The organism is Priestia sp. J2 (genome assembly GCF_020790095.1).
Taxonomy (GTDB): Bacteria; Bacillota; Bacilli; order Bacillales; family Bacillaceae_H; genus Priestia; species Priestia zanthoxyli.
The window spans coordinates 1,901,858-1,923,180 of sequence record NZ_CP086208.1 but is presented as its reverse complement, the minus strand read 5'-3'; the positions used below and the strand labels follow the sequence as shown (position 1 = coordinate 1,923,180).

The following is a 21,323-nucleotide window of genomic DNA, read 5'->3' as shown; positions in this document are numbered from 1 at the left end:
AGCAGAAGGGTTTTTGTTAGAGCGCTGAACTTAACACAACGTTTCCTTTTGGCGTCTTATTATTCGCGTTCGGTTCTAAAGTAATGGCCATAACATCCCACTTTTCACTCTGTTCTTTTTGGCTCATCGTATAGACCACTGTCCCATTTCCATTTTTATCTGTTACAAAAGCACCTGCCGGGTGAGGCTTATCACCTTTTATGAGCCATACCTGATAGACTTCATTCCCTTTTACATTTTTCAAGTTATTCGCTTGAATGACCACATTTAAATTTCCACCTTTTTTCGTCAGAGATGCTGTTGCTTCACCAGAAACATTCGGCTCTGCCTGCAGCTTCATCGTTTTCTCAGATGTAAGAGGTTCATTTTGAGGAGCAACCGAAACATTTGGTTCTTGTTTGCCTTTGTCTCCATCTTTCAACAGAAAGTAGCTGTTTCCTACAAGGGATAAAATAAGTGCCGCAGCTAATCCAATAATGACGGATTTTTTATTTGATTTCTTAGACGCAGCATATTGTTTTTCATTTTTTAAAGCTATTGATTCTCTCTTTGTCTCACCTTGATCTTCTTCGAATACATTTGCAAGTATTCGCTGTTTCATTTCTGGAGGAGGAGATTGCTCTGGTGTCAAATACGTTAGATCTCCAAGAACTTCCTCCAGTTCTTTTAGTTCATCCTGACAGCTTTGACAGTTTTTCAAGTGCATTTCAAACTCTTTTTTCTCATGGGAAGTCAACTGATCATTATAGTAATCAATTAGTTTATCGCACATACTCATGAATCAGCTCTCCCTTCTGCATCGGTACCTAAATATGTTTTTAATTTCCGCAACGCTAATCGCACCCTACCCTTTACTGTTCCTAATGGGATTTGCTGCTCTTCTGCTACTTTTTGCTGCGTTAATCCCTTAAAATAAACGGATTGAATAATCTTTTTTTGGTCTTCAGACAATTTTGATACAGCGTGCCGTACTCTCTGCTGTTCTTCTTTCCACTGAAGATGCTCGTCAATCTGAGGATGATCATCTTCAATAAAATCAAAAATTTCTTCTGAGAAAATAGGATCGTTTTTTCTTTTTCTCACCATATCAATCGCGGTGTTTCTTGTAATCGTAAACAGCCATGATGAAAACTTCCCTTTTTCATCGCTGTAAACTCCCTTTCCTCTCCACAGCTTAATAAATACTTCTTGAACAGCTTCTTCAGCAATATCAGAGCTATTTGTTAACCGGTATACAAACGAATAAAGAATTCGCTCGTACTTGTCATACAGCAGTTCAAGGGCTTTTTTGTCTTGTTCTTTTATTCTATTGTATAAGACAACGTCGTTTTGCTCTTTCATACCCTTCTCCTTTAACTCTTATGAGTCCTTATTATATAATCGAATTACCTTTGCATTTGGATCACTTTCACATCTTTTAAACGTACCTTTATTTTTCAAAAATGACAAGTAATTATACTTTTTTTATGGAATAGGAGCGAAATTGTCCAATGAAACATTTGATTCTTTTTGATGGCATATGTAATTTATGTAACAGCAGTGTTCAATTTATTATTAAACATGATGAACAAGCTTTGTTTTCTTTCGCCTCTCTTCAATCAGATTTCGGAAAGCAGCAGCTCGCCTCTCACGGCTTACTTCCTGAGCAATTAGACAGCATTGTATATATCCATGGAAAACAAAGATATATAAAATCAACGGCTGCTTTAAAAATCGCCAAGCGCTTAGATGGACCCGTTAAATTTTTATATGCACTTATTATCATTCCTGCGCCTATTCGAGATATCGTATACAACTGGATCGCTCGCAACCGATATAAGTGGTTTGGCAAACAGCAGCACTGCATGCTCCCAACTTCTGATACAAAAAAGCGATTTGTCGATGACTAAAAAAGCTCGGCACATAGAGAAAAAACGATTCCAAAGAGGCATATTTTTATGTTAAGAAAGTCTATTCATAAAAAAATCCGAACTGATTCAACATTCTAATGAAAGAATGCTGAACTATAGTTCGGATTTTTTATCTAACATATGGTTGTATGAGCTTTTTTAGCTTCCACCCATTGCTTTTTTATTCGTTGCTTCAATTGCCTGCTTCATTGTTAAGAAAAAGTCTTGTTCTTTCATCACTTTTAATCCTTCGGCAGTAGCGCCGCCTGGAGTTGTTACTTGCTCTCTTAAAGACGCAGGATCTTTGGTTTCATGCAGCATTTGTACAGAGCCATACATCATTTGAATAACTAAATCTTTGGCTGTTTTTTCGTCCACACCGTAAGCAGTCGTTGCATCAATTAACGATTCTGCAAAATAATATAAAAACGCAGGTGCACTGCCAGTTACAGCCGTTAGCTCATGTACTTCTTTTTCTGAACACTCATGCGCTTCACCAATTCCTTTTAAAATCATTTGAAGCACTTCTTTATGCTCTTTTGTTGCAGAAGTTCCAAGTGTATACAGGGACATCGATTGCCCAATCATAGCAGCTGTATTTGGCATAATCCAAGCGACAGGCGTTTCCTGAGGAAGGTGGTTTTCTAAATAACTCGGACCAATTCCTGCAGCTAACGTTACAACAAATTGCTGATTTAAATGAGTCGAAAGTTCCTTGAGAACGGAAGGATGCGCCTCGGGAGGCATCGCTAAAATAATAACATCCGAATTGTCAACTTCTTGGCGCCAATTTTGCGTCGTTTGTACGCCGTACGTTTTTTCAACTCGCTGTAACCGACCGATATCTCCGTTGTTTGACATCACCACTGCCTCAATACTATCAGCGCTGCTCGTAACCAAGCCAGCCGCTACGGCTTCAGCCATTCGTCCTGCTCCAATAAATAAAATTCGCTGTTTTTTCATCTGTTACTCCCAGTTATATGTCCAGAATTCTTCTCTTGTTAATAGACGTTCCATTTGCGGATAGTCAGATAAGCGATCGAAGTCAATTGCGTTCATCATTCCTTCTGTTTGAGAACGATGGGCTTTTAACGCTTCAATTTTTTTATCTTTCATCGCTGTTACATCAAAAATAACATCTGGTTCTCCAATATGTTCAATACGATCTTTTGAAAACGCATGACACCAAACAACCGGACGCTTTTCTTTTGGCATACGTTTTACCGCTTGGATCGTAGCTGCTCCCGTGGCATTATGATCAGGGTGTACTGCAAAGCCAGGGTAATGCGTTAAAATGTGAGTCGGCTTTACATCGTTAATAATTTCTTCAATTTTATCTGCAAAAACATCAATATCAAGAAATTCTAGCGTTTTATCACGAAGCCCTAGCATACGCAAGTCTTGAATGTCTAAAACGTTTGCTAAATCTAAAAGTTCTTTTTTTCGGATTTGAGGTAGAGTTTCACGGTTAGCAAACAGCGGTCTACCCATGTTTCGTCCCATTTCACCTAGCGTAACACAAGCATATGTAACGGGCGTTCCTTTTTGTCTAGCTTGCGTGATCATTCCTGCTGCTCCATATGCTTCATCGTCAGGATGCGGAAATACAATTAATAATCTTTCTTCCATGTTCTATTCTCCTCTCTTTTCTGTTATGAAAACGGATGTTCACTTAATTGAAGGGCAACTGCTAAACGACCTTCAAAGTCATGCCCTGCTAAAAGAAGTCTGCCTTCTTCATCAATTTCCCAATCTGTTAATCCCTCTGCATAAATCCATCCTAAATCAATTTGAAGACCTACACGATAAGGACCTTCTCCAGTTATCTTTCCGTTTGAAATAGTGACTTTACCATTGCGAATAAAAGCCCCAACTGTCATTACTTTTTCATTTACGTGTGAAGCATATGCACCGTTTGTCGTTTCAAGGTGTACATATACGTCTTTATTTAAAAATGTTTGTATTTTTTTTTGAACTGTTTCTTTATGAATTGGTTGCACGCTTGTTACTCCTTTCTCATGTTCATAAATTGTATTGTACTAAAAATCAGGAGCGAATCCTAATGTTTAGTTCTAGACTTTGAATTTCTTTATTCCATCGTTCATAATCATACATAAATGTTAATTCTTCCCAATTCAACATACTGATTTCTTGAATGTCTATAATAATCTCAGCGAGTTCACGGCTAAGCATACCTAGTTCTTTTCCTTCTGCTAGCTTTTTTTTGTAACGATTAAAAGCTGGATCTAATTGTTCAATTTGTGCATAAATTTCATGGATAGAGCCATATTGTTGAATAAGAGGCAGTGCGGCTTTTTCTCCTACACCTGGAACGCCCGGAATATTATCAGATTTGTCACCAAGCAATGCTTTTACGTCCACCCATTGACGAGGATGAATATTATATTCTTCTTGAAAGTGCTTAAAGCCATAAACAAGATCGCCAACCTGCTTTTTAGCAATAATTTGCGAAATATGTTGATCTAGGAGCTGAAGCAAGTCTCGGTCGTTGCTATAGATGTACCCTGGACTTTGCTTTTCCTTACTCCACTTGCTTGCAAGTGCTCCAATTAAATCATCTGCTTCATAAGAAGACAATGACATTTGATAAATGCCTACTGTATCAAAAAATTGCTTTAACGTTTCGTACTGCTGAATCAGCGGATCAGGCAGCTCTGCTCTTGTTTGCTTATATAAAGCGTATGTATCTTTACGTTTTGTATCCTCGCGTTTAACATCCCAAGCGACGAAAATATGGCTTGGCTCATATTGGTGAATCAATGCATGCATTTTTTGAATCGTTACTCTCAGGGCATTCGTAAATTGGCCCTTACTGTTTCTTGTCAACGCTGCTTCATCTCTTCCATAAGAAGTAGCAAAATAACAGCGGCTTAATAAATTAAATCCATCAATTACTAATAGTGTTTCGTTCACATAGTCACGTCCTTTGAAAACTTTGCTCCTTTAGCTTTTAGAGCAAACATACTATAGCACTTGTTCTTTGCACGCGTCAATGAAGTGCACAAAGCTCAAAACCCGCCCATTTTTTTCTCTCAATGTAAATGTAGTATAAAGATGTTAAATTGTTGTTATGATTTATTCGTTTGACTTTTAGAACTTTTGACTATCCTATAAAATGAGGATGAAAGATCAATCCTACAAATGAAGGTGAAAAAAGTGAATAAAAACACGATGATTAAAACATTAAAAGTTATATCTGTTGTGTCGCTTCTCGCTTTGTTATTTATCATTGCTTATGATCGTTCCATGTCTACATCCATGATTATTTTGTTCAGTTCGCTCATTTTCTTTGTATTTGTACTTAGCGACTTTTTTTTCGATCGCAAGCCGTGGGGATTAAAAGGCCTTCAATTATATATATCACTGATGTTATTCATCATTGCCATTTTTGAAATGCATCAAGTTGTCAGTTCACTTTGCGTTATTTCCATTATGGCTCTACCAAAAGTTATTGACGAATTAGCTTAAGCGCGAATGATAAATGATAAAATCCATGATCACAATGATCATGGATTTTATTACGTTTTGAGTAATTTTTCAGAGATGCGAAGAGCTTCTTCTATGCCAAATTTACGCACTAAACTGATGGCTTCCTTTATTTCTCTCTTTTTCAAATCATGAGTCGGATTTAAATTTAACAACACTTGAATAACAACTAAATCCCGCATCGTAAACATCATATTCTTTTTCATATCTCGCTGAAATGTATACTGTTCTTTTAAGAGCCGGTCACTTATTGCTAACACTTTCGACTCCGGAAGATGTAGCTGCGCTCCTGCTTCTTGACAAGACCACAATTTTTTCACTCGATCTTCAGCATTCATATTTGCGACTCGTGCATATGTAATATCGCTGTTTTCTTGACGAATCTCTATCTCTTTTAACGTTGGCTTTAGCACCGTTTTTCGCTTAGAGACTTTTTTCTTGTTAACTCCTGTATCCCTGAGGACTCTGCCGTGAACGGTGTAAATGTCGTATTCATTTTCTCTTTTTACATCTTGTTTATTGTATTTTGGAAAATAACCATTCACAAGCATCGTTCTCAACATATCTAATTCTTTTTTTAATCCATGAACTTCAATATATCCAACCGCATGAATTTCTTTGTGGAATTTTTTTGTATTGCTAACACCTTTTCCTGCAACGTGAGCTCTTACTCTTTCTGATAGAGAGCCCGTCGTGGTTCCGATATACAAAAGCCGGCCGGGTTCATCAAAGAAAAAATAAATGCCAGGAGCGGAAGGTAATTGTCCCATTTCTGCTGTACTTAGCAGCTTTTGCAATACTTGCATGACTGCTAAATCAATTTTTGCTGTCATTATTTTTGATAACCTTTTAACATTTCTTCATATACTTTTAGATGCGTATGTACAGTTTGAAGAAGCGGTACGTGTATAGACGATTTTTCAGCTAACTTCAGCAAATATCCTTGAAGGTGGTCTCCTTCAATTTGAGAGCTTTTTTCCATGTCGCGCTGCATCGATGACTTCATGTCATACGTCATTTTGTCCATCGTATTCATATGCTGTTCAATGATTCCTTCGGCTAATGGTGCATCGTAGGCCATCATAATATTTTCCACTTCTTTAAAAAGTTCTTGCACAAATTGACGCCCGCCTTTTGCTGCTAAAACTGGTCCAACAGGTGCGCGCATAAGAGTAGTCATGCCTGACATAACCGTAATAAACAAATACTTATGCCACATATCCTGTTCAATATATGAACTTTTCACAAACGAAGCTTTTGTACCACTGAACGCTTGCTCAATCAGTTGTAATCGTTCTGTGTCCTTCTGCTTAAATTCACCAAATACAAGTCTGTGAGCAGGACTCGTCTGGACGACCTCTCCATCTTGGTTTAAAGTAGTTTCAATAAAGCACAGCCCTCCAATGACTTTCTCTTCCCCAAAAGCTTCCTGCAATGGAGCGACATGAGCCATACCGTTTAACAAAGGTATTACAACGGTCTGATTCCCTACAAAAGGACGGACATCTTCAATTGCTTGTGTAAGATGATAAGCCTTCGTTGTGAACAAAATAACATCATAAGGTCCTTTTACCTCAGATTTTGTAATAGCTTGTACAGGTGAAGTGAAGTCACCGTGTGCACTTTTAATCACAAGTCCGTTTTGTTCCAGCTCTTTTTTTCTGCGTTCTCTGACAAGGAAAGTAACATCTTCTCCTTTTTCCACAAGCCTGCCTCCAAAATAACCGCCAACGCCGCCTGCGCCTAAAACTAATATTCGCATAACTTTTGCTCCCCTTTTCTTTTTCTTTTATTGTAGCACAGCTAGTTTGAAATTTTATAATATTCTTATTTCATTGTATTTTGAGTTTTCTACAAAAGATAGCCATAGCGCTTTTAAAGTTGTTATAATGAATACAAAAAAGCATAAAAATTTACGTTTAGACATTTATCCCCTCTTGGATATACGATTTACCAACCCTTAATCGGAAAAATTCCGATTTAAATAATGTTATTTACATAGGAGAGACTGAAATGAAAACAGAAATCTACATTTTATCTGGATTTTTAGGAAGCGGAAAAACAACGTTGCTTAAACAGCTGCTTCAGCAAGAAAAAGATCGTAATCGCAATATTGCTGTTGTGATGAATGAGCTTGGCCAAGTTTCGATTGACTCAAATGAAGTAGAAGAAGACACGCCGTTAAAAGAATTGCTAAATGGCTGCGTGTGCTGTACGATTCAAGGTCAATTTGAAACGCAGCTTCATTCACTTTTACAGGAGAACACATTGGATGCTATCTATATAGAAACAACGGGAGTTGCCCATCCCATTGAAGTATTAGATGCTTGTATGTCTCCTCTTTTTGCGCATCAAGTTACGATTAAAAGTATTATCACCACACTGGATGCGACAAGATGGAAAGAACGTGGTTCCTTAAGCATTCAACTTCAAAAACTTCTTCAAGAACAAGTAAAACATGGGGATGTAATTTTATTAAATAAAACGGACATGCTGTCTGAGTCAGAAAAGTCTTCCCTGCTTTTTGAGATTCAATCCATTAACGCTAGTGCAAGGACATTATTAACGACATTTTCCCGCGTGAAGCTTGATGTGATTCAAAAAGCTCAGCTGTCTCAAAAACAGCCGCACCATAAGGCTCATGTTGAAGATCATCTTCATTTGAAAACATTTGTATATGAGTTTACAAAAAAAGTGGATCTTGAATTATTTGAAAATTGGCTGCGCCAAATGCCAGATACCATTTATCGCATTAAAGGCTACATGCGCTTCACTCATTCGAATGATACGTATTCGTTTCAATATTCATACGGCATGCCTCTATATATGAAAGAAATGATGAAGCTGCCCACCACTCTTGTCTTTATAGGTGAAAACCTCGATCACGCTAAGATGAAACAAGAATTATTTAATCTTGAACAGCAATCTCATTAAAAATCCCGCTCTAGGCGGGATTTTTTTATTACTTATAAACAGGCATTTTGTACTCTGCGCAAAATTTCATATGCACGATTTCCGGCTAACTCTGTCAATTCTTCAAATTTTTCATCTCTTTTCAAATCGAGTTCAATAATTTCTTTTGCCAGCTCAATAATCTCTTCTTTTTTCAATTGTTGCACAGCCATGTAAAACGCCCTTCCCTTTTAGAATTTATGTATATTCTCACATTTATTTTCTATTCATCATTTTGAAAGCAAGTGATTAACCACAAGGCTTTATCCTGTATGGTTAACCACTTGGGATCGAGTTAATCATTAGTTTATAGGACTCTTTTCCCTATTTCATTATTTATGTCACTTTTTCTCACATAGTAATTCAAAAATATAACATATATATGTTAGAATGTATTACATGTTATAATTTTTTGTATTTTTTTCCTTTATAATAACATACTACTACGTACTCAGGGGTGAGGGAGATTGTCTACGAATGAAGCGTCATATCGAGATAAAAAAGTCATGTCTATTGGGATTGTAAAAGAATTAACCGGTTTATCAGAAAGACAAATTCGCTACTATGAGAAAAGAAGCCTGCTCTTTCCGGACCGAACCAATACGGGTATCCGGAAATATTCGTTTTCAGACGTCGAACGATTAATGGATATTGCCGATCGTATAGAAGAAGGAGTTCAAACGAGTGAAATACGCACAGAACTGGCTAAAAAAGATGAAGCGAGAAAAATGAAAGAAGTAAAAAACCAAATGCTTCAAGGTCAGTTGAACGCTCATTTCAAGCGGAAGCTATAAAGTATACATACGGTGACTTTTCCGTCTCCGTTTTTATTTCTTTACAGCAGACAAAAAAGCGCATATCTAAAGATATCCGCTTTTTTGTCCGTTAAGCTGAACGCCCTTTAAAGAATTTCGGCTGATGAGAGCTCATGAACTTAGTTTTAGATAAAATGAACATAACCGACCCGCCCCAAATGAACAAAAAGGCAATCATTTCCACGCTAGAAAACGGTTCGTGATACACGAATACCCCTAATAAAAGCGTCATGGTAGGAGCAATGTACTGCAAAAAACCGACCATCGATAGCGGAATAAGCGGGGCTCCTTTAGCGAAATACAATAGTGGCATAGCTGTAGCAACACCGCCTCCAATTAAAAGAGCACTCACATCAAGCGACTGAAGGGAAAAACTTGAAGATCCTTTCACTAAAAGAAAAATAAAATAAATAACTGCAATAGGTGCAACCATCATCGTTTCAATCGTTAATCCTACTTTTGCTTCTAACTGAATAGTCTTTTTTACAAGACCGTACAAACCAAAGCTAAACGCTAAGCTTAATGATACCCATGGGATATGTCCGTATGTAACTGTCATAACGATAACACCTATAGCAGCCAATCCAACAGAAGCACCTTGCCAAAAATTAAGCTTCTCTTTTAAAACGACTATGCCAAGCAAAATACTAACGAGCGGATTGATGTAGTAACCTAAACTTGTTTCAATAATATGATTATGGTTAACCGCCCAAATGTAAACGAACCAGTTGATGCTGATTAGCACTGAAGCCACAAATAAAATGACCGCTTGTTTCGTATTACGAAATAATAAACCAAGCGTCTTCTTTAAAGAACTCATTTGCTTTGTCACAAGCAAAAGTAAAAGCATAAAAATAAATGACCATATAACGCGGTGAGCGAGTATTTCATTCGCATTCACCTCGCCAAGAAGCTTCCAGTAAAGCGGAAAAAGCCCCCACATAACGTAAGCGCTGGCTGTATAAACAATACCTGCTCGTTTAGAATCTTGATTCATTTCTCAACCTCTTTTCTTTATCTCTCTGTCTCTTATCATTATAGATGCATTTACCTCTTTTTTATAGCTTTATTTTGCCTATCGAAATAGCTCAAAAAAAAAAAAAAAAAAACGATCGCTTTTAGCTCGACCGTTTTTTATACATTATTTTTTAGGTTGTTTAAATACTTTGGCACTGCGAATATACTCTACGTCTTGTACATTTTCTCGCGCGTTAGCGATTCGAGCCGCAGCAAAGAAATAATCGGATAAACGATTTAAATACTGAAGCACCGCCACATTAATTTTATGCTCACGCTGCACGCCAACAACAAGCCGTTCTGCGCGGCGTGTAATCGTCCGACAAATATGAAGCGTTGTCGCTGCAGGTGTGCCTCCAGGTAAAATAAAACGCTCAATGGCCGGCGCTTCTGACATATAGACATCAATGCGCTTTTCAAGTACTGCTATCATGTCATTCGTTACTTTGTACGGATGATCATCTTTTGCAAATGCTAAATCACTTCCACAGTCAAAAAGCTCATGCTGAATCGTAATTAGCTCTTCTTTTACATCTTTTAATGTTGCTTCATCCAGCTGATAAATCGCTTGACCTACAAAGCCATTTAGCTCATCAATCGTCCCGTATGCTTCCACTCGAATATCATCTTTATTTACTCTTCCTCCAATCAAGCTTGTCTGCCCTTTGTCCCCTGTTTTTGTGTAAATGTTCATTGTATTTCCTCCTTCAATCGATTAGCAATTCCGTACCAAATGTAATCTACTTTCTGGGCATGTGCCGCCAAATGCTGATACGCATACCCGCATTCATCTCTCCACTGCCGCTCTATTGGATCTAAAGGAACAATGCCTTTGCCGACTTCAGTTCCAATCACTATTAACTGTTCCCATACACCGCTGTCTCTCCACTTCTGTATGACCTTTTTAACAACAAGATGCGGAGCCTCCAGCTCGCTATGTATTAATTCCTTAACATAGTGCTCAAATCCTTCTAGCACAATGTAACTTTCTTCAAACTCAATGGCCGGTAAAACGGGGTCTTCATACAAACAATGCCATTTTATCGACTTACTGGCATACTGCTGCTTCACCCATTTTCTTTTGCCGGTAAATGCACCGCCGAATACGAAATGCATGCTCTTCTCTCCTTTGCCTGTTTGTATGTGCACGTTACTGAAAAACCTTCTCCATAAGAAAAAGAAACATCCCAAAGCGACGCTGTCTGTTTAAAATGGGACGCAAGTAAACGCAGTGGTCCGCCGTGTGAAACAATAGCAATGTGACGCAATTGCTGACTAGCCGCCAAATCGACCGCTTCTTCCCAAGCTTCCCAAACTCGGTTTGAAAACCCTGAGAAGCTTTCACCATTCGGAGGCGTATGTTCTGCCCAGTGATCGATCCAATTTCTATATGCCCGTATGTTTTTTAAATCTTCATACGTCTTCTCTTCCCAATCTCCAAAATGCAGCTCACGCCAACTTTCCCTTTTAATCACCTGAGATTTAGGAAAAACAATTGAACTTGTTTCTAGCGCTCTTTTTAAGTCACTGGAAATAACGAGCTCCGGCTCTAGAGAAAGCTCTTTTAATTCATTTTTCCCTTCTATACTTAAAGGCGGATCACTCCACCCTATATATTTTTTTTGTTGATTTTCAAGCGTCATGCCATGGCGAATACATGTGATAACCAAAGAATTATCCATAAAAACGTTTCTCCTCCTTCAATGGTTGCACCTATAACATCTCCTGTTACGCCACCAAACTGCGAACGATAAAACCGTATCCAGAGCCATAAAAAACCGGCAAAGAAAAAGATAATGAATTTATTGTCTATAAAAACAATGAAAATAGCAACTAAGAATAGGCTCATGACGATAAATGCATAAATAGACCATTTGGTGACTCCTTTTTGAAAATAAGCAGCAAGCCCCGTATCTTTAGCGGGCTTATCTCTCATAACTAAGAAAGCGGCTCCGATTCTTGGAAGTGTAAAGACGGTTATACATGCCCAAACTGATAAAGAAGAAAGAGACGTTAATTCATAGATTGCACTAAAGCGCAGCAGAAGCAGAACAATAAGAGAAAGAATAGCAAAAGACCCAACGTGCGGATCGCTTAAAATCTGCAGTTTCTTTTCCTTTGACTGATGGGAAAAATACGCATCACTTACATCCATCCACCCGTCTACATGAAGACCACCCGTTAAAACAAGCGGCAAAAGCAAAACTAAAATACTGCTAACAATAGCAGTGATAGGTGAATAGTGAAGCAGCTGTAAAAAGCTATAAAACATTAAACCTAGTAATATGCCAATCCAAGGCAGAACAAAAAGTGAGCGTGCCGTTCTTTTTTCAGTCCATTGAACGGTTTTAGCCAGTGGTAAGATCGTAAAAAACTGAAGAGAGATTCGTAGTATGGCTATCCATTCTTTCATTTGCTTACACATTCCTTTCCTTTTTTAAAACGGGAAAGTCCCGCTTCTACACAAATAGCCACATCTGCTTTTTCTACAATATACTGATGTAATTTCCCTAACATATGCATATAGCTATATGTCGGCTCCTCTAACACGCCCGCTTCAAACAGTTCATTAGATACTAGCACGACCGTCTGAGACTGCGCAAACAGCTTATCGAGCGCTTCTATCATCTGACGAAAAACCTCTTGTTTACCTTCTTTTGTTTGCCACCTTTTTTCGGTTAAAAAAAGCTCATTGGCAAGCCAGTTTGTGACACAGTCCAAGAGTATAGTATCATCACTTCGAAGGTTTGGAAGAATTTGTTGTAAATCTACAGACTGCTCGATCGTTGCCCAAGGCGTGTTCGCCGCTTGACGTTCTGTTTGATGAAGCTGGATACGTTTTTGCATTTCACTATCTGTTTGCCGGCTTGTGGCAATATAAACAGCGCGCTTTGTACAAAAAGTTTGAACCATGTTCTCCGCTGCACGTGATTTGCCGCTTCGAACCCCTCCGCTAATAAAGATGATCATATTTCATCGAGTCCTTGTTTGATTACGTTAAGTAAATAGTCATTTTCTTCTTTCGTTTTCACAGCCAAACGGATATAGCGTCCATTTAAAAATGGGAAGTTTTCAGTATGCCGAGCTACCACACCGCGGCTTGCTAAATAGATAAGCCAGTCGCGCGTTTTAATAGAAGACGGAACGCTGCAAAGATAATAGTTTGTTTGAGACGGAGAAACCAAAAGCCCCCATTCTTCTAGTTGACTCAAGATCCGTTTTCGTTCTTGTTTAATATAATGTACGGTTTTTTTCACAAAATCTTTTTCATCTACACATATCATCCCTACTTGCTGCGACAATCCGTTTACACTCCAAGGAGGTTGTTTTTTAGACATCTTGCTAATAATTTTTTCATTTGCCAAAATATAGCCAAGGCGAAGCCCCGCAATATTAAACATCTTTGTCATCGAACGCACAACAATGAGATGTTCATAGTTTAGAATAAGAGAATCAAATGAAGGCTGATGTTCGACAAAATCAATAAATGCTTCATCAATTATTAAGTATGTACCATGATGAGCAGCAGCTTTTACTACTTTCATCCATTCCTCGTGACTATACATAACGCCCGTTGGATTATTTGGGTGACAAATCCATAGTACTTTTATATCCGGAAGAATACTCATAATCAACTCTATATCCCAGCTCCAGCCATTTTCTTCAGCTAAAGGAACGTATGTCACTTCACATCCATACGCTTTACTTGCCTGTTCGTATTCGACAAACGTCGGCTGTACAATCCCCGCTTTCTCTCCTGAAAATAAAGAAGCAATAAGGAAAAAAGCTTCAGCGGCCCCATTTGTGGGCAGCACTTGGGCAGCGGAAACATGATGATGAGCTGCAAGTTTATTTTTTAGTTCTGTTACTTCAGGATCAGGGTAACTAAACGCAGCTTCCTTGAATTCGTTCCACTTTTCGTGAAGAACAAGGGGAGCCCCTAAAGGATTTGTGTTTACGCTAAAGTCTTTTAGATGCGACAAATTCTCGGCCCCTATTGCTTTTAAAAAGACATTGGGGTTAGCTCCATGTGTAGGTAATAGCACTAATAACTCCTCCTAACAAAAGATAGAATAACCACGTAGCATAGACCGTCCTTTTCATAATGAAAACAGCTTGTTCAATATGACCGGGTTGCAGGGGAATGAGTGGTTCGCCCATTTTTGCACGATTAGATTCTATGCCTTTATATGTATTAAGCCCGCCGAGTTGAATACCTAAAAGGGCAGCCACTGCACTTTCCCCGTATCCGCTATTTGGACTTGGATGCTTCTTAGCATCGCGCTTAATCAAACTCGTTACATGCCAAAGAGAATATTGGCTTTTTGCTACATTAACAGCGGTCATCACCACTGCAGTTAACCGACTTGGAATATAGTTTAATACGTCATCGGTTTTTGCACTAAAATAGCCGAACAGAAAGTAGCGGTCATTTTTATACCCAACCATTGAATCGCATGTGTTAATAGCTCGGTAAAAAAAGGCTAGGGCTCCCCCTCCTATAAATGCATAAAAAAGCGGAGCTGTAATACCATCACTTGTATTTTCAGCCACGGTCTCTACCGTCGCTCTGGCAATTTCTCCTTCTGATAAACGGTCCGTATCTCGTCCCACAATCATGCTTACTTCATATCTAGCTTTCTCCATATCTCCTAGCTGAAGCGGCTTTTGCACCTTATAAGCAGCTTCGCTTAAGGAACGAGTGGATATAGTAGTCGCAATCATTACGCCCTCTACTAAAACACCTAGTATAAAATGAACTCCGTACAAAGCATGAAGGAATAAAAAAGGAATAACTCCTGCGAGCACCACCATACTTATCACAAGAAGCAATCCTTTGAATCGTTTTCCTGCGCCTTTATTTAATCTGGAATCCATCCAATAAATCCACTTGCCAAACCAGCGAACGGGATGCGGCCAATTTTCTGGGTCACCTATGATTCGGTCAATGAGTAGAGCAATCGTCATGGCTGTCAGGTGTGCAATCATCGCTTGTGCAATACTCATTTCTTCACCTCTTTTCCTTAAGTGCCTGCTCTAAGCTTATTTTTACCAGCTTGGCTACCGCTTGACCTAAAGCGGTCATAGAGCCTGCATATTCATATAATGGTCCTTGCTGAGACGCTGCAACTGAGATACTGTCCGTAGATGTTCCCGTAGCAATCGTCTTTGTAGCTGGATCTATGACACCCAGCTGTGACAGCGTTTTTGTTTTGGCTTCTGTAGCGGCAATAAAAAGCTGTAAAAACGCCGCATCCGTAAGCCTGCCTTCCACGAAAAAAAACATATTAATTGTACCGGGAGAGGAATAGAAAGGGACAGCTTCGTCAGCTGTAATATCCACTGCGTTTCCTACTCCAGCCGTTATCACGGAAGCTACTCTTACTCCGTAGCCTTCATAACAGTAAATCGCTCTTTCTTTTAACCAAACCGCTGTCATCAACCCTACGATTTGCTCATGGCGCACATTTTCTTTCATCAAATATTGCTCATACTCTAAAGAAGGAGTATCTGAATAATAGTCTTTATGAACAAATCGATTGTAAAAGGTGTCCGTTTCCGTGATGCCTGTTCCTAAAACGCCTGAGCTGTATGTTTTATAAGAAGTCTCGGTTTTCATGATTAAAAGCTCAGGCCGTTCTTCAATTTTAAGATGTGAAAAGGGACCAATCCCCTTTTCAATTCGAACTGGAATATGGTCCCTCTTTTTATTTATTGTACACCTCAGGGTATACTGCTTTTGCTAAGTCCTCTAAGCCATCTACAATACGAGGTCCTAAGCGGTTGATTTTGTTTTGATCAACCTTTTCGATGTTCCCCTCTTTTACAGCAGTCATGCTGCTCCAAGCGGGACGCTTCATAATCTCATTTTTGTCTGCATCATACGTTGCGATAATAACGTCAGGGTTTAACTTAACAACTTGCTCTTCAGAAAACTTAACCCAACCCTTTTCACTAGCCGCTACGTTATCAGCACCGATCATAGTAAGCATTTCGTTCATGAACGTACCTTTTCCTGTTGTATAAATCTCAGGAGCTCCCGATACCTCTATCCATACTTTTTTACGATCTTCTTTTGAAATCGTTTTTGCTTTTTTCTCAATTGAAGCTACTTTTTCTTTCATGTCTTTAATTGTTTGATTAGCTTCTTTTGTTTTACCCGTTAATTTACCAATTTGCGTAATAGAATCATAAACCGTATCAAACGTTGTTGAATCTTTTACAACAAATACCGGAATACCCGCACTTTCAATTTGTTTAAATACTTCATCTGAAACGCCCATACTTGAAGCGTGTGCCAGCACTAAATCAGGATTTAAAGCAATAACTTTTTCTGCATTAACGTTCATATCTCCCACCTGCGCTTTTTTCTTTACGCTTTTAGGATAATCATCGTTGCTTGTGACACCGACTAATTCTTTTTCAAGGCCAAGGGCATATACAATCTCCGTATTACTTGGCATTAATGAAACAATTTTCTTAGGCTGTTTTTTCAACGTAATTTCTTTATCACGCGCGTCTTTTACCTTCACTGGAAACGCAGCTTGTGACGTTTGTTCTGTATCTTGCTTCGTTTTTTTATCACTGTTGCTTTGGCTGCCTGCACCGCATGCAGCAAGTACGATGACTAACAGCGCAATAATGGAATACGAAAGCCATTTTTTCATCTAAATACTCCCCCTATATATTGTTCATTGTGAATACGAAACCTCCACGTTAAAGAAAAAGCAAATGATCATGCAAAAAGCAGCGCTATCCCGTTTTTTCCGCTTTGACTATGTATACTGCTCGGCAGCAGCTTCAAAATAAAAAAGCTTTACTTTCAATTGAAAGCAAAGCAGGTAACGTCAAGATAAGCAGGAAAAGAATCCGTTCACTATACTTGATATGTATGTTCATTACCCTGCTTCACCCTTCCTCGAAGGTTTCACAGCTAACAATAAGGCAGGTCTCCTGACTTACGCACAAAGCGCTTACAGTGGCGGGACCGCGCTGGTTTTTCACCAGACTTCCCTTTTCACTCAATCTTTAAATTGAGACCTTATTGCTTTACGATTATTCACTTGTCCTAGTATACCCCACTCATCGAAAAATGGAAATAGCCATTCTCACAAAAAAAGCTGCGAGAATGCTCTCGCAGCTTAGGGAATTAAAGAGTTGCTAAAAATTCACGGACCGCTTCAGGCGTTTTAGCATTTGCACTGTGCAGGTGCGCAATTTTTTCACCGTTTTTATATACAAGAAGAGAAGGAATACCCATTACATTGTTTTCAGCAGAAAGTTCTTCAAACTCATCCTTGTCAATTTTAAACCATGCTTTATCTGTATTTTCGTCAACGATTTCATCAATAAACATATCCAAACGTTTGCAATCAGGACACCACGTTGTCGTAAAAATCCCAACGCTTAGTGTTTCATTCTTAATTTGTTCGCGAAATTGTTTTTCTTCCGTAAATTGTTTCATTGTGTTACCTCCAGCGTCTATTCGTTCCTTCCTACAATTCTATAGTAAGAAGTCTGACTTCATTATAAACGATTTTTTTATCGTTGTGCTAATGTTTCAGCTTATTTAGACCATAACGGTTTTAGACGTAAAAAAATGCTAGCTTAAAAAAGCTAACATTTCGAAATTGTAGAATGTTGTGTCTATTATCAGCTGAACCACTTAGGCGGCATGTTTCGGTTCCAATAAATTTTCCCTAAATCATAATGCTTTTGAAAATTATCTGCGGCCGCATGATAGTGAAAATTAAACCAGTATCCATCTTTTGGAGGATTTTCACGCCGTACATGAAACCGTATTAAGTCCTGACCGGTTTCCCGGTCATATACATGGAAAATCTTTTCACCGTAGCCAGCAGCAGGGTGCTCGCTTATCTCGAGATTCTGAATTGACTGTTCAAGTTCAGTGCCAATGTCGGTCAGCACTTCTTCAATTTTAGGTAACACTGCTTGACGAAATTCATCTTCAATGACAGGACCAATTTTTGTTCCGAATTTTTCCACTGACTGTTTTTCAGCTGATTCCATTGCATACGTAACAAATGATGAAACGTCTTCATATTTTGGTTCTTCATATGGCAAATGAATATCTTCTATAACAGCTGTGACAGGAGTTGTTTCTCTTACATACCCTGCTTTATGTTGCTTGTCCGCTTTTGCATCATCAACGTATAAATATTCTGGTGGAGTGACAAGCCCAAATGTAAATACTGTAATAAATACAATTAGCATTCTTTTTATCCATCTAGGCATTCGTATCTTTCCTTTCTCATCTTTTCCCATATGGTCTTTTCATATTGTAAAATTCATTATCATAACTCACTAGGTATTGTAACATACTTATTAATTTTTTACCTATATTTGCTTATTCATTTATGCTGTCTACGGGCATTTGACGACTTTTCAGTTACCACCTTCCTTCTTCTGTTTGAGGTTGTCACACCGAGCGGAAACCTATACAAGATATTCCTTTTTTGCTGGATGCTTAAACACAAAAGTATTTTTATGTTCAAAAATATATCATACTTTTATGAACTTTAGATGAAATTCATAAAAAAAACTTCCAAAACTTTTTAATTCCTAAAAGGTTTTGGAAGTCTTTTCAATGAGCGTAATTAATTTTACTTTTTTGGTTATTTTTGTATATCAATTGTCCCGTAATGAAATTTTGATGTTTTTCGTTTTTGCACAGTAAATCCATGCTCTTTAAAACGACTGCTTTTCCAATGATCTTTTAGCACGACCTTTTGTTTGGCTACTCTTTTTGCTTCTTGTATAGCCATTGGCGTCAGCGTGGTATACAGTGCTATTGCTTTAATACCGTTAATTCCATTCGATTCCTCAATTTGTTCTTGAAACATAGGATCAAAGTAGACAACATCAAAAGAATTATCTTCACAACACGCCAAAAACGATTCAAAATTTTGATGAACCACGTTTATACGCTTCATTGCATCATTCAACTCTTGTACGTCACTTTCCCAATTTAAAAGTCCTTGTTTGACTAAATAAGCTACATAGCGGTTGCCTTCTAGTCCGACAACTTTCCCACTTTTCCCTACCGCCACGCTCGCCATCATACTATCCGATGCAAGACCAAGTGTACAGTCAAGCACGCTCATTCCTTTTTCTAAACCAGCAGCTTCAATAAACGGATCACGTTCTCCCCGCAGCCATCTCTTCACTCTAAACATAGCGGAATTTGGATGAAAAAAAATAGGTTCCTCTTCACTTTGGACGTGCAATTCTACTCTATTTTTACCGACAACCAGCACGTCTGCCGCTTCAAGATTTTGAAGATCTGCAACAGATTTCTTCTCTCTTGTTACAAAAGGTATACTTAAATCAGCGGCTACTTGTTTGGCTTTTACAATCATCTGTTCATTTGTTCGACCAGCAGTCGTAACAATCACTTTCATAACTCCCCCTACACTGTTTGGCTATTTACATAAAGAAAAAGGATGCCGATAGACATCCTTTTTCTTATAAAGTATATGCGATTTTTCTTTAAAAATCTATATACTAGATGTGACAAAAGCAGGACATTTTATGAACAGTGCTGCTTAAAGCCATTTAAAATGTTTTCAAAAATAACTTCTAACGGCTGACCTTCAATTTCATGTCGAGGAATAAAATGAACAACTTCTTTTCCTTTTAAAAGTGCCATAGACGGTGATGAAGGCTCAATGTCCCCAAAATATTCACGCATTTTAGCTGTTGCTTCCTTATCTTGACCGGCAAAAACAGTTACCACTTGATCTGGTTTTTGCTCAGACTGTAAGTACGCTTGCGTTGCTGCAGGACGTGCTAAACCAGCAGCGCATCCACAAACTGAATTAACGACAACAAAAGTTGTTCCTTCTACGTTTTCCATAAAATCAACTACGGCTTCCTCTGTTGTTAATTCTTCATAACCGGCTTGAGTTAATTCTTGACGCATTGGTTTAACTAACTGACGCATATATTCTTCATATGCCATTGACATATTAACATTCCTCCTAACAATCATTCACGCTAAAAGCATACTATAAAAACCAGGAAAAATCTAGCTACTCACTCTTCAAATCCTTATCGCTGTCCCGTTCTCCTTTTTCATTTGACAAAAAAGATTAAAACCGGGTCATATCATCTAATTTTTTTCCATAAAAATGTCGATTTTTACTATTAATATTCCATTTTTTGTACTATAGTAGTAAATAGTAGTTTAGTAGAAAGGATTTTCAAATTGAACCAGCGATTTAAACCGAACAAACGATTTAAGCCAAACAAACGATTTTATGCATTTTTGTCTTTAGTGTTAGTGATTGTCGCTTCTTTATTTTTTATTACAGAAGCCAAAGGAAGTGAATCCGCTGCATCTCAGCAAGTCTTAGCATCTACTGCATTGCCGCTGAAAGAAGCTGCATCTTCAGCACAACCTGAGAAGCTGCTTAATACACTTCACCATAATATGTATGTAGGAAATACCGTGAACGATCAAAATCAAGCTCTTACACAGCCTGTTTACCTTACGTTTGACGATGGTCCAACGCCTGATACCCTTCACATTTTAGATGCTTTGCGTCAATATAACGTAAAAGCAACCTTCTTTATGTTAAAGTATCAAATTGACGCTCACCCTGAAATTGCTAAAAAAGTAGCACAGGAAGGACATGCCATCGGCTGTCACGGCGTCTCTCATGATATTCATGTCATGTATAGTGAAGACGGCGCCGCGTTAAAAGAAATGCAGGAGTGTCAAGCGACAGTTAAGAAAGTAACCGGTGTTGACAGTAAGTTAATCCGCGTTCCTTACGGCAGCGTTCCTTATTTAAAAGAGCCGCACCGTACAGAGTTGCTAAGCCACTTTAAATTATGGGACTGGAATGTAGACAGTGAAGACTGGGCACTTCGTTCTGCACCTAGAATTATTCAGGGCCTTGAACCTCATATTCAAGGGGTTAACTCCAACGGAAGAACACCCGTCATTTTATTTCATGACAAATCCTTTACGGCACAGTCTCTACCGACTATTTTGACTTACTTAAAACAGTCCGGTTATCAGCCTATTAAAATTGATAACACGATGCAGCCTATGCAGTTTCCAACTCCCGCTGCAAAACAGTCATAAAAAAAGATCATTCAAGTGAATGATCTTTTT

28 protein-coding genes and 1 riboswitch are annotated in these 21,323 nt (G+C 38.4%); of the genes, 5 read left to right on the top strand and 23 right to left on the bottom strand.

The features are described from left to right. Positions 1–16: 16 nt before the first annotated feature. Together LJY09_RS09660 and LJY09_RS09655 are read right to left on the bottom strand one after the other, a co-directional pair. Positions 17–778: an anti-sigma factor gene (locus LJY09_RS09660; protein WP_028413628.1), complete on the bottom strand. Its 762-nt coding sequence runs from the start codon at positions 776–778 to the stop codon at positions 17–19. Next, complete coding sequence (locus LJY09_RS09655) at positions 775–1,341, bottom strand: RNA polymerase sigma factor (protein ID WP_028413629.1); 567 nt, start codon at positions 1,339–1,341, stop codon at positions 775–777. Before LJY09_RS09655 ends, LJY09_RS09660 begins: the two co-directional genes overlap by 4 nt. Positions 1,342–1,490: 149 nt before the next feature. Between LJY09_RS09655 and LJY09_RS09650 the strand changes: the two genes are divergently transcribed. Further along, positions 1,491–1,889 (top strand): thiol-disulfide oxidoreductase DCC family protein, encoded by a 399-nt coding sequence (locus tag LJY09_RS09650; RefSeq protein ID WP_028413630.1) that lies wholly within the window; start codon positions 1,491–1,493, stop codon positions 1,887–1,889. Positions 1,890–2,048: 159 nt separating this feature from the next. Here LJY09_RS09650 and proC read toward each other — a convergent pair whose 3' ends face one another. From proC to LJY09_RS09630, 4 genes are read right to left on the bottom strand one after another with little or no spacing between them, the layout of a single operon-like run. Next, complete coding sequence (gene proC, locus LJY09_RS09645) at positions 2,049–2,852, bottom strand: pyrroline-5-carboxylate reductase (protein ID WP_028413631.1); 804 nt, start codon at positions 2,850–2,852, stop codon at positions 2,049–2,051. Positions 2,853–2,855: 3 nt separating this feature from the next. Beyond that, positions 2,856–3,518 (bottom strand): bacillithiol biosynthesis deacetylase BshB2, encoded by a 663-nt coding sequence (bshB2, locus tag LJY09_RS09640; protein ID WP_013056715.1) that lies wholly within the window; start codon positions 3,516–3,518, stop codon positions 2,856–2,858. Between the two features lie 23 nt (positions 3,519–3,541). Next, positions 3,542–3,889 (bottom strand): YojF family protein, encoded by a 348-nt coding sequence (locus LJY09_RS09635; protein WP_013056714.1) that lies wholly within the window; start codon positions 3,887–3,889, stop codon positions 3,542–3,544. 46 nt (positions 3,890–3,935) lie between these two features. Further along, complete coding sequence (locus tag LJY09_RS09630) at positions 3,936–4,823, bottom strand: 5'-3' exonuclease (protein WP_028413632.1); 888 nt, start codon at positions 4,821–4,823, stop codon at positions 3,936–3,938. 243 nt (positions 4,824–5,066) lie between these two features. On the opposite strand from LJY09_RS09630, the gene LJY09_RS09625 reads away from it, so the two are divergent. Beyond that, positions 5,067–5,378, top strand: coding sequence for a hypothetical protein (locus LJY09_RS09625; RefSeq protein WP_016763842.1), 312 nt, complete (start codon positions 5,067–5,069; stop codon positions 5,376–5,378). Positions 5,379–5,428: 50 nt separating this feature from the next. Here LJY09_RS09625 and LJY09_RS09620 read toward each other — a convergent pair whose 3' ends face one another. Both LJY09_RS09620 and panE read right to left on the bottom strand, forming a co-directional pair. Further along, positions 5,429–6,229, bottom strand: a complete 801-nt coding sequence (locus LJY09_RS09620; RefSeq protein WP_028413633.1) for a GIY-YIG nuclease family protein — start codon at positions 6,227–6,229, stop codon at positions 5,429–5,431. Continuing rightward, on the bottom strand, positions 6,229–7,158 hold the full coding sequence (panE, locus tag LJY09_RS09615) for a 2-dehydropantoate 2-reductase (RefSeq protein WP_028413634.1): 930 nt from the start codon (positions 7,156–7,158) through the stop codon (positions 6,229–6,231). Before panE ends, LJY09_RS09620 begins: the two co-directional genes overlap by 1 nt. Before the next feature lie 251 nt (positions 7,159–7,409). Here panE and LJY09_RS09610 point away from each other — a divergent pair, with 251 nt between their 5' ends. After that, a complete protein-coding gene (locus tag LJY09_RS09610) occupies positions 7,410–8,330 on the top strand; it encodes a CobW family GTP-binding protein (RefSeq protein ID WP_014460454.1) in 921 nt (306 codons plus the stop codon). A gap of 32 nt (positions 8,331–8,362) precedes the next feature. On the opposite strand, the gene LJY09_RS09605 is transcribed toward LJY09_RS09610, so the two are convergent. Then, a complete protein-coding gene (locus LJY09_RS09605) occupies positions 8,363–8,521 on the bottom strand; it encodes a hypothetical protein (protein WP_013056708.1) in 159 nt (52 codons plus the stop codon). Positions 8,522–8,815: 294 nt separating this feature from the next. Here LJY09_RS09605 and LJY09_RS09600 point away from each other — a divergent pair, with 294 nt between their 5' ends. Next, positions 8,816–9,142 (top strand): MerR family transcriptional regulator, encoded by a 327-nt coding sequence (locus tag LJY09_RS09600; protein WP_013082852.1) that lies wholly within the window; start codon positions 8,816–8,818, stop codon positions 9,140–9,142. A 91-nt stretch (positions 9,143–9,233) separates the two neighbouring features. On the opposite strand, the gene rarD is transcribed toward LJY09_RS09600, so the two are convergent. The 14 genes from rarD to LJY09_RS09530 form a co-directional block, all read right to left on the bottom strand. Beyond that, positions 9,234–10,160 carry an EamA family transporter RarD gene (rarD, locus tag LJY09_RS09595; protein ID WP_028413635.1) on the bottom strand — a complete coding sequence of 309 codons (927 nt, stop codon included), beginning with the start codon at positions 10,158–10,160 and terminating at the stop codon, positions 9,234–9,236. Positions 10,161–10,304: 144 nt separating this feature from the next. Beyond that, complete coding sequence (locus LJY09_RS09590) at positions 10,305–10,874, bottom strand: cob(I)yrinic acid a,c-diamide adenosyltransferase (RefSeq protein WP_028413636.1); 570 nt, start codon at positions 10,872–10,874, stop codon at positions 10,305–10,307. Next, complete coding sequence (locus tag LJY09_RS09585; RefSeq protein WP_155010192.1) at positions 10,871–11,296, bottom strand: bifunctional adenosylcobinamide kinase/adenosylcobinamide-phosphate guanylyltransferase; 426 nt, start codon at positions 11,294–11,296, stop codon at positions 10,871–10,873. Before LJY09_RS09585 ends, LJY09_RS09590 begins: the two co-directional genes overlap by 4 nt. Beyond that, positions 11,248–11,862, bottom strand: a complete 615-nt coding sequence (locus LJY09_RS09580; protein WP_028413638.1) for a histidine phosphatase family protein — start codon at positions 11,860–11,862, stop codon at positions 11,248–11,250. Before LJY09_RS09580 ends, LJY09_RS09585 begins: the two co-directional genes overlap by 49 nt. Beyond that, positions 11,820–12,593, bottom strand: coding sequence for an adenosylcobinamide-GDP ribazoletransferase (gene cobS, locus LJY09_RS09575; protein WP_028413639.1), 774 nt, complete (start codon positions 12,591–12,593; stop codon positions 11,820–11,822). The genes LJY09_RS09580 and cobS overlap by 43 nt, the downstream gene beginning before the upstream one ends. Continuing rightward, the gene (locus LJY09_RS09570; protein WP_028413640.1) at positions 12,590–13,150 is read right to left on the bottom strand and encodes a bifunctional adenosylcobinamide kinase/adenosylcobinamide-phosphate guanylyltransferase; all 561 of its coding nucleotides are present in this window, start codon (positions 13,148–13,150) and stop codon (positions 12,590–12,592) included. The genes cobS and LJY09_RS09570 overlap by 4 nt, the downstream gene beginning before the upstream one ends. Next, on the bottom strand, positions 13,147–14,226 hold the full coding sequence (gene cobD, locus LJY09_RS09565) for a threonine-phosphate decarboxylase CobD (protein ID WP_028413641.1): 1,080 nt from the start codon (positions 14,224–14,226) through the stop codon (positions 13,147–13,149). The genes LJY09_RS09570 and cobD overlap by 4 nt, the downstream gene beginning before the upstream one ends. After that, entirely contained in the window at positions 14,201–15,187 is a 987-nt protein-coding gene (gene cbiB, locus LJY09_RS09560) for an adenosylcobinamide-phosphate synthase CbiB (RefSeq protein WP_028413642.1), read from the bottom strand. Before cbiB ends, cobD begins: the two co-directional genes overlap by 26 nt. 4 nt (positions 15,188–15,191) lie before the next feature. Next, positions 15,192–15,800 (bottom strand): adenosylcobinamide amidohydrolase, encoded by a 609-nt coding sequence (locus LJY09_RS09555; RefSeq protein WP_028413643.1) that lies wholly within the window; start codon positions 15,798–15,800, stop codon positions 15,192–15,194. A gap of 88 nt (positions 15,801–15,888) precedes the next feature. Continuing rightward, positions 15,889–16,848, bottom strand: a complete 960-nt coding sequence (locus LJY09_RS09550; RefSeq protein WP_028413644.1) for an ABC transporter substrate-binding protein — start codon at positions 16,846–16,848, stop codon at positions 15,889–15,891. A 258-nt stretch (positions 16,849–17,106) separates the two neighbouring features. Then, positions 17,107–17,240: riboswitch (cobalamin riboswitch) on the bottom strand. Positions 17,241–17,330: 90 nt separating this feature from the next. Then, positions 17,331–17,645, bottom strand: a complete 315-nt coding sequence (locus LJY09_RS09545) for a thioredoxin family protein (protein ID WP_013056696.1) — start codon at positions 17,643–17,645, stop codon at positions 17,331–17,333. A 188-nt stretch (positions 17,646–17,833) separates the two neighbouring features. Beyond that, complete coding sequence (locus LJY09_RS09540) at positions 17,834–18,436, bottom strand: YpjP family protein (RefSeq protein WP_186819731.1); 603 nt, start codon at positions 18,434–18,436, stop codon at positions 17,834–17,836. Between the two features lie 380 nt (positions 18,437–18,816). Further along, positions 18,817–19,596, bottom strand: coding sequence for a class I SAM-dependent methyltransferase (locus LJY09_RS09535; RefSeq protein WP_028413646.1), 780 nt, complete (start codon positions 19,594–19,596; stop codon positions 18,817–18,819). A gap of 134 nt (positions 19,597–19,730) precedes the next feature. Further along, a complete protein-coding gene (locus LJY09_RS09530) occupies positions 19,731–20,168 on the bottom strand; it encodes a BrxA/BrxB family bacilliredoxin (protein ID WP_013056693.1) in 438 nt (145 codons plus the stop codon). A 240-nt stretch (positions 20,169–20,408) separates the two neighbouring features. Between LJY09_RS09530 and LJY09_RS09525 the strand changes: the two genes are divergently transcribed. Further along, positions 20,409–21,293, top strand: a complete 885-nt coding sequence (locus LJY09_RS09525; protein WP_028413647.1) for a polysaccharide deacetylase family protein — start codon at positions 20,409–20,411, stop codon at positions 21,291–21,293. Positions 21,294–21,323 lie beyond the last annotated feature (30 nt).

Coding starts and splice junctions, on each gene's coding strand:
- LJY09_RS09545 (WP_013056696.1), bottom strand. CDS start 17,645: ATGAAACAATTTACGGAAGAAAAACAATTTCGCGAACAAATTAAGAAT.
- LJY09_RS09530 (WP_013056693.1), bottom strand. CDS start 20,168: ATGTCAATGGCATATGAAGAATATATGCGTCAGTTAGTTAAACCAATG.
- cbiB (WP_028413642.1), bottom strand. CDS start 15,187: ATGAGTATTGCACAAGCGATGATTGCACACCTGACAGCCATGACGATT.
- LJY09_RS09540 (WP_186819731.1), bottom strand. CDS start 18,436: ATGCCTAGATGGATAAAAAGAATGCTAATTGTATTTATTACAGTATTT.
- LJY09_RS09550 (WP_028413644.1), bottom strand. CDS start 16,848: ATGAAAAAATGGCTTTCGTATTCCATTATTGCGCTGTTAGTCATCGTA.
- LJY09_RS09580 (WP_028413638.1), bottom strand. CDS start 11,862: ATGGATAATTCTTTGGTTATCACATGTATTCGCCATGGCATGACGCTT.
- rarD (WP_028413635.1), bottom strand. CDS start 10,160: ATGAATCAAGATTCTAAACGAGCAGGTATTGTTTATACAGCCAGCGCT.
- LJY09_RS09555 (WP_028413643.1), bottom strand. CDS start 15,800: ATGAAAACCGAGACTTCTTATAAAACATACAGCTCAGGCGTTTTAGGA.
- LJY09_RS09610 (WP_014460454.1), top strand. CDS start 7,410: ATGAAAACAGAAATCTACATTTTATCTGGATTTTTAGGAAGCGGAAAA.
- LJY09_RS09660 (WP_028413628.1), bottom strand. CDS start 778: ATGAGTATGTGCGATAAACTAATTGATTACTATAATGATCAGTTGACT.
- LJY09_RS09585 (WP_155010192.1), bottom strand. CDS start 11,296: ATGCATTTCGTATTCGGCGGTGCATTTACCGGCAAAAGAAAATGGGTG.
- cobS (WP_028413639.1), bottom strand. CDS start 12,593: ATGAAAGAATGGATAGCCATACTACGAATCTCTCTTCAGTTTTTTACG.
- panE (WP_028413634.1), bottom strand. CDS start 7,158: ATGCGAATATTAGTTTTAGGCGCAGGCGGCGTTGGCGGTTATTTTGGA.
- LJY09_RS09655 (WP_028413629.1), bottom strand. CDS start 1,341: ATGAAAGAGCAAAACGACGTTGTCTTATACAATAGAATAAAAGAACAA.
- proC (WP_028413631.1), bottom strand. CDS start 2,852: ATGAAAAAACAGCGAATTTTATTTATTGGAGCAGGACGAATGGCTGAA.
- LJY09_RS09605 (WP_013056708.1), bottom strand. CDS start 8,521: ATGGCTGTGCAACAATTGAAAAAAGAAGAGATTATTGAGCTGGCAAAA.
- LJY09_RS09590 (WP_028413636.1), bottom strand. CDS start 10,874: ATGAACATTTACACAAAAACAGGGGACAAAGGGCAGACAAGCTTGATT.
- LJY09_RS09570 (WP_028413640.1), bottom strand. CDS start 13,150: ATGATCATCTTTATTAGCGGAGGGGTTCGAAGCGGCAAATCACGTGCA.
- LJY09_RS09650 (WP_028413630.1), top strand. CDS start 1,491: ATGAAACATTTGATTCTTTTTGATGGCATATGTAATTTATGTAACAGC.
- bshB2 (WP_013056715.1), bottom strand. CDS start 3,518: ATGGAAGAAAGATTATTAATTGTATTTCCGCATCCTGACGATGAAGCA.
- LJY09_RS09620 (WP_028413633.1), bottom strand. CDS start 6,229: ATGACAGCAAAAATTGATTTAGCAGTCATGCAAGTATTGCAAAAGCTG.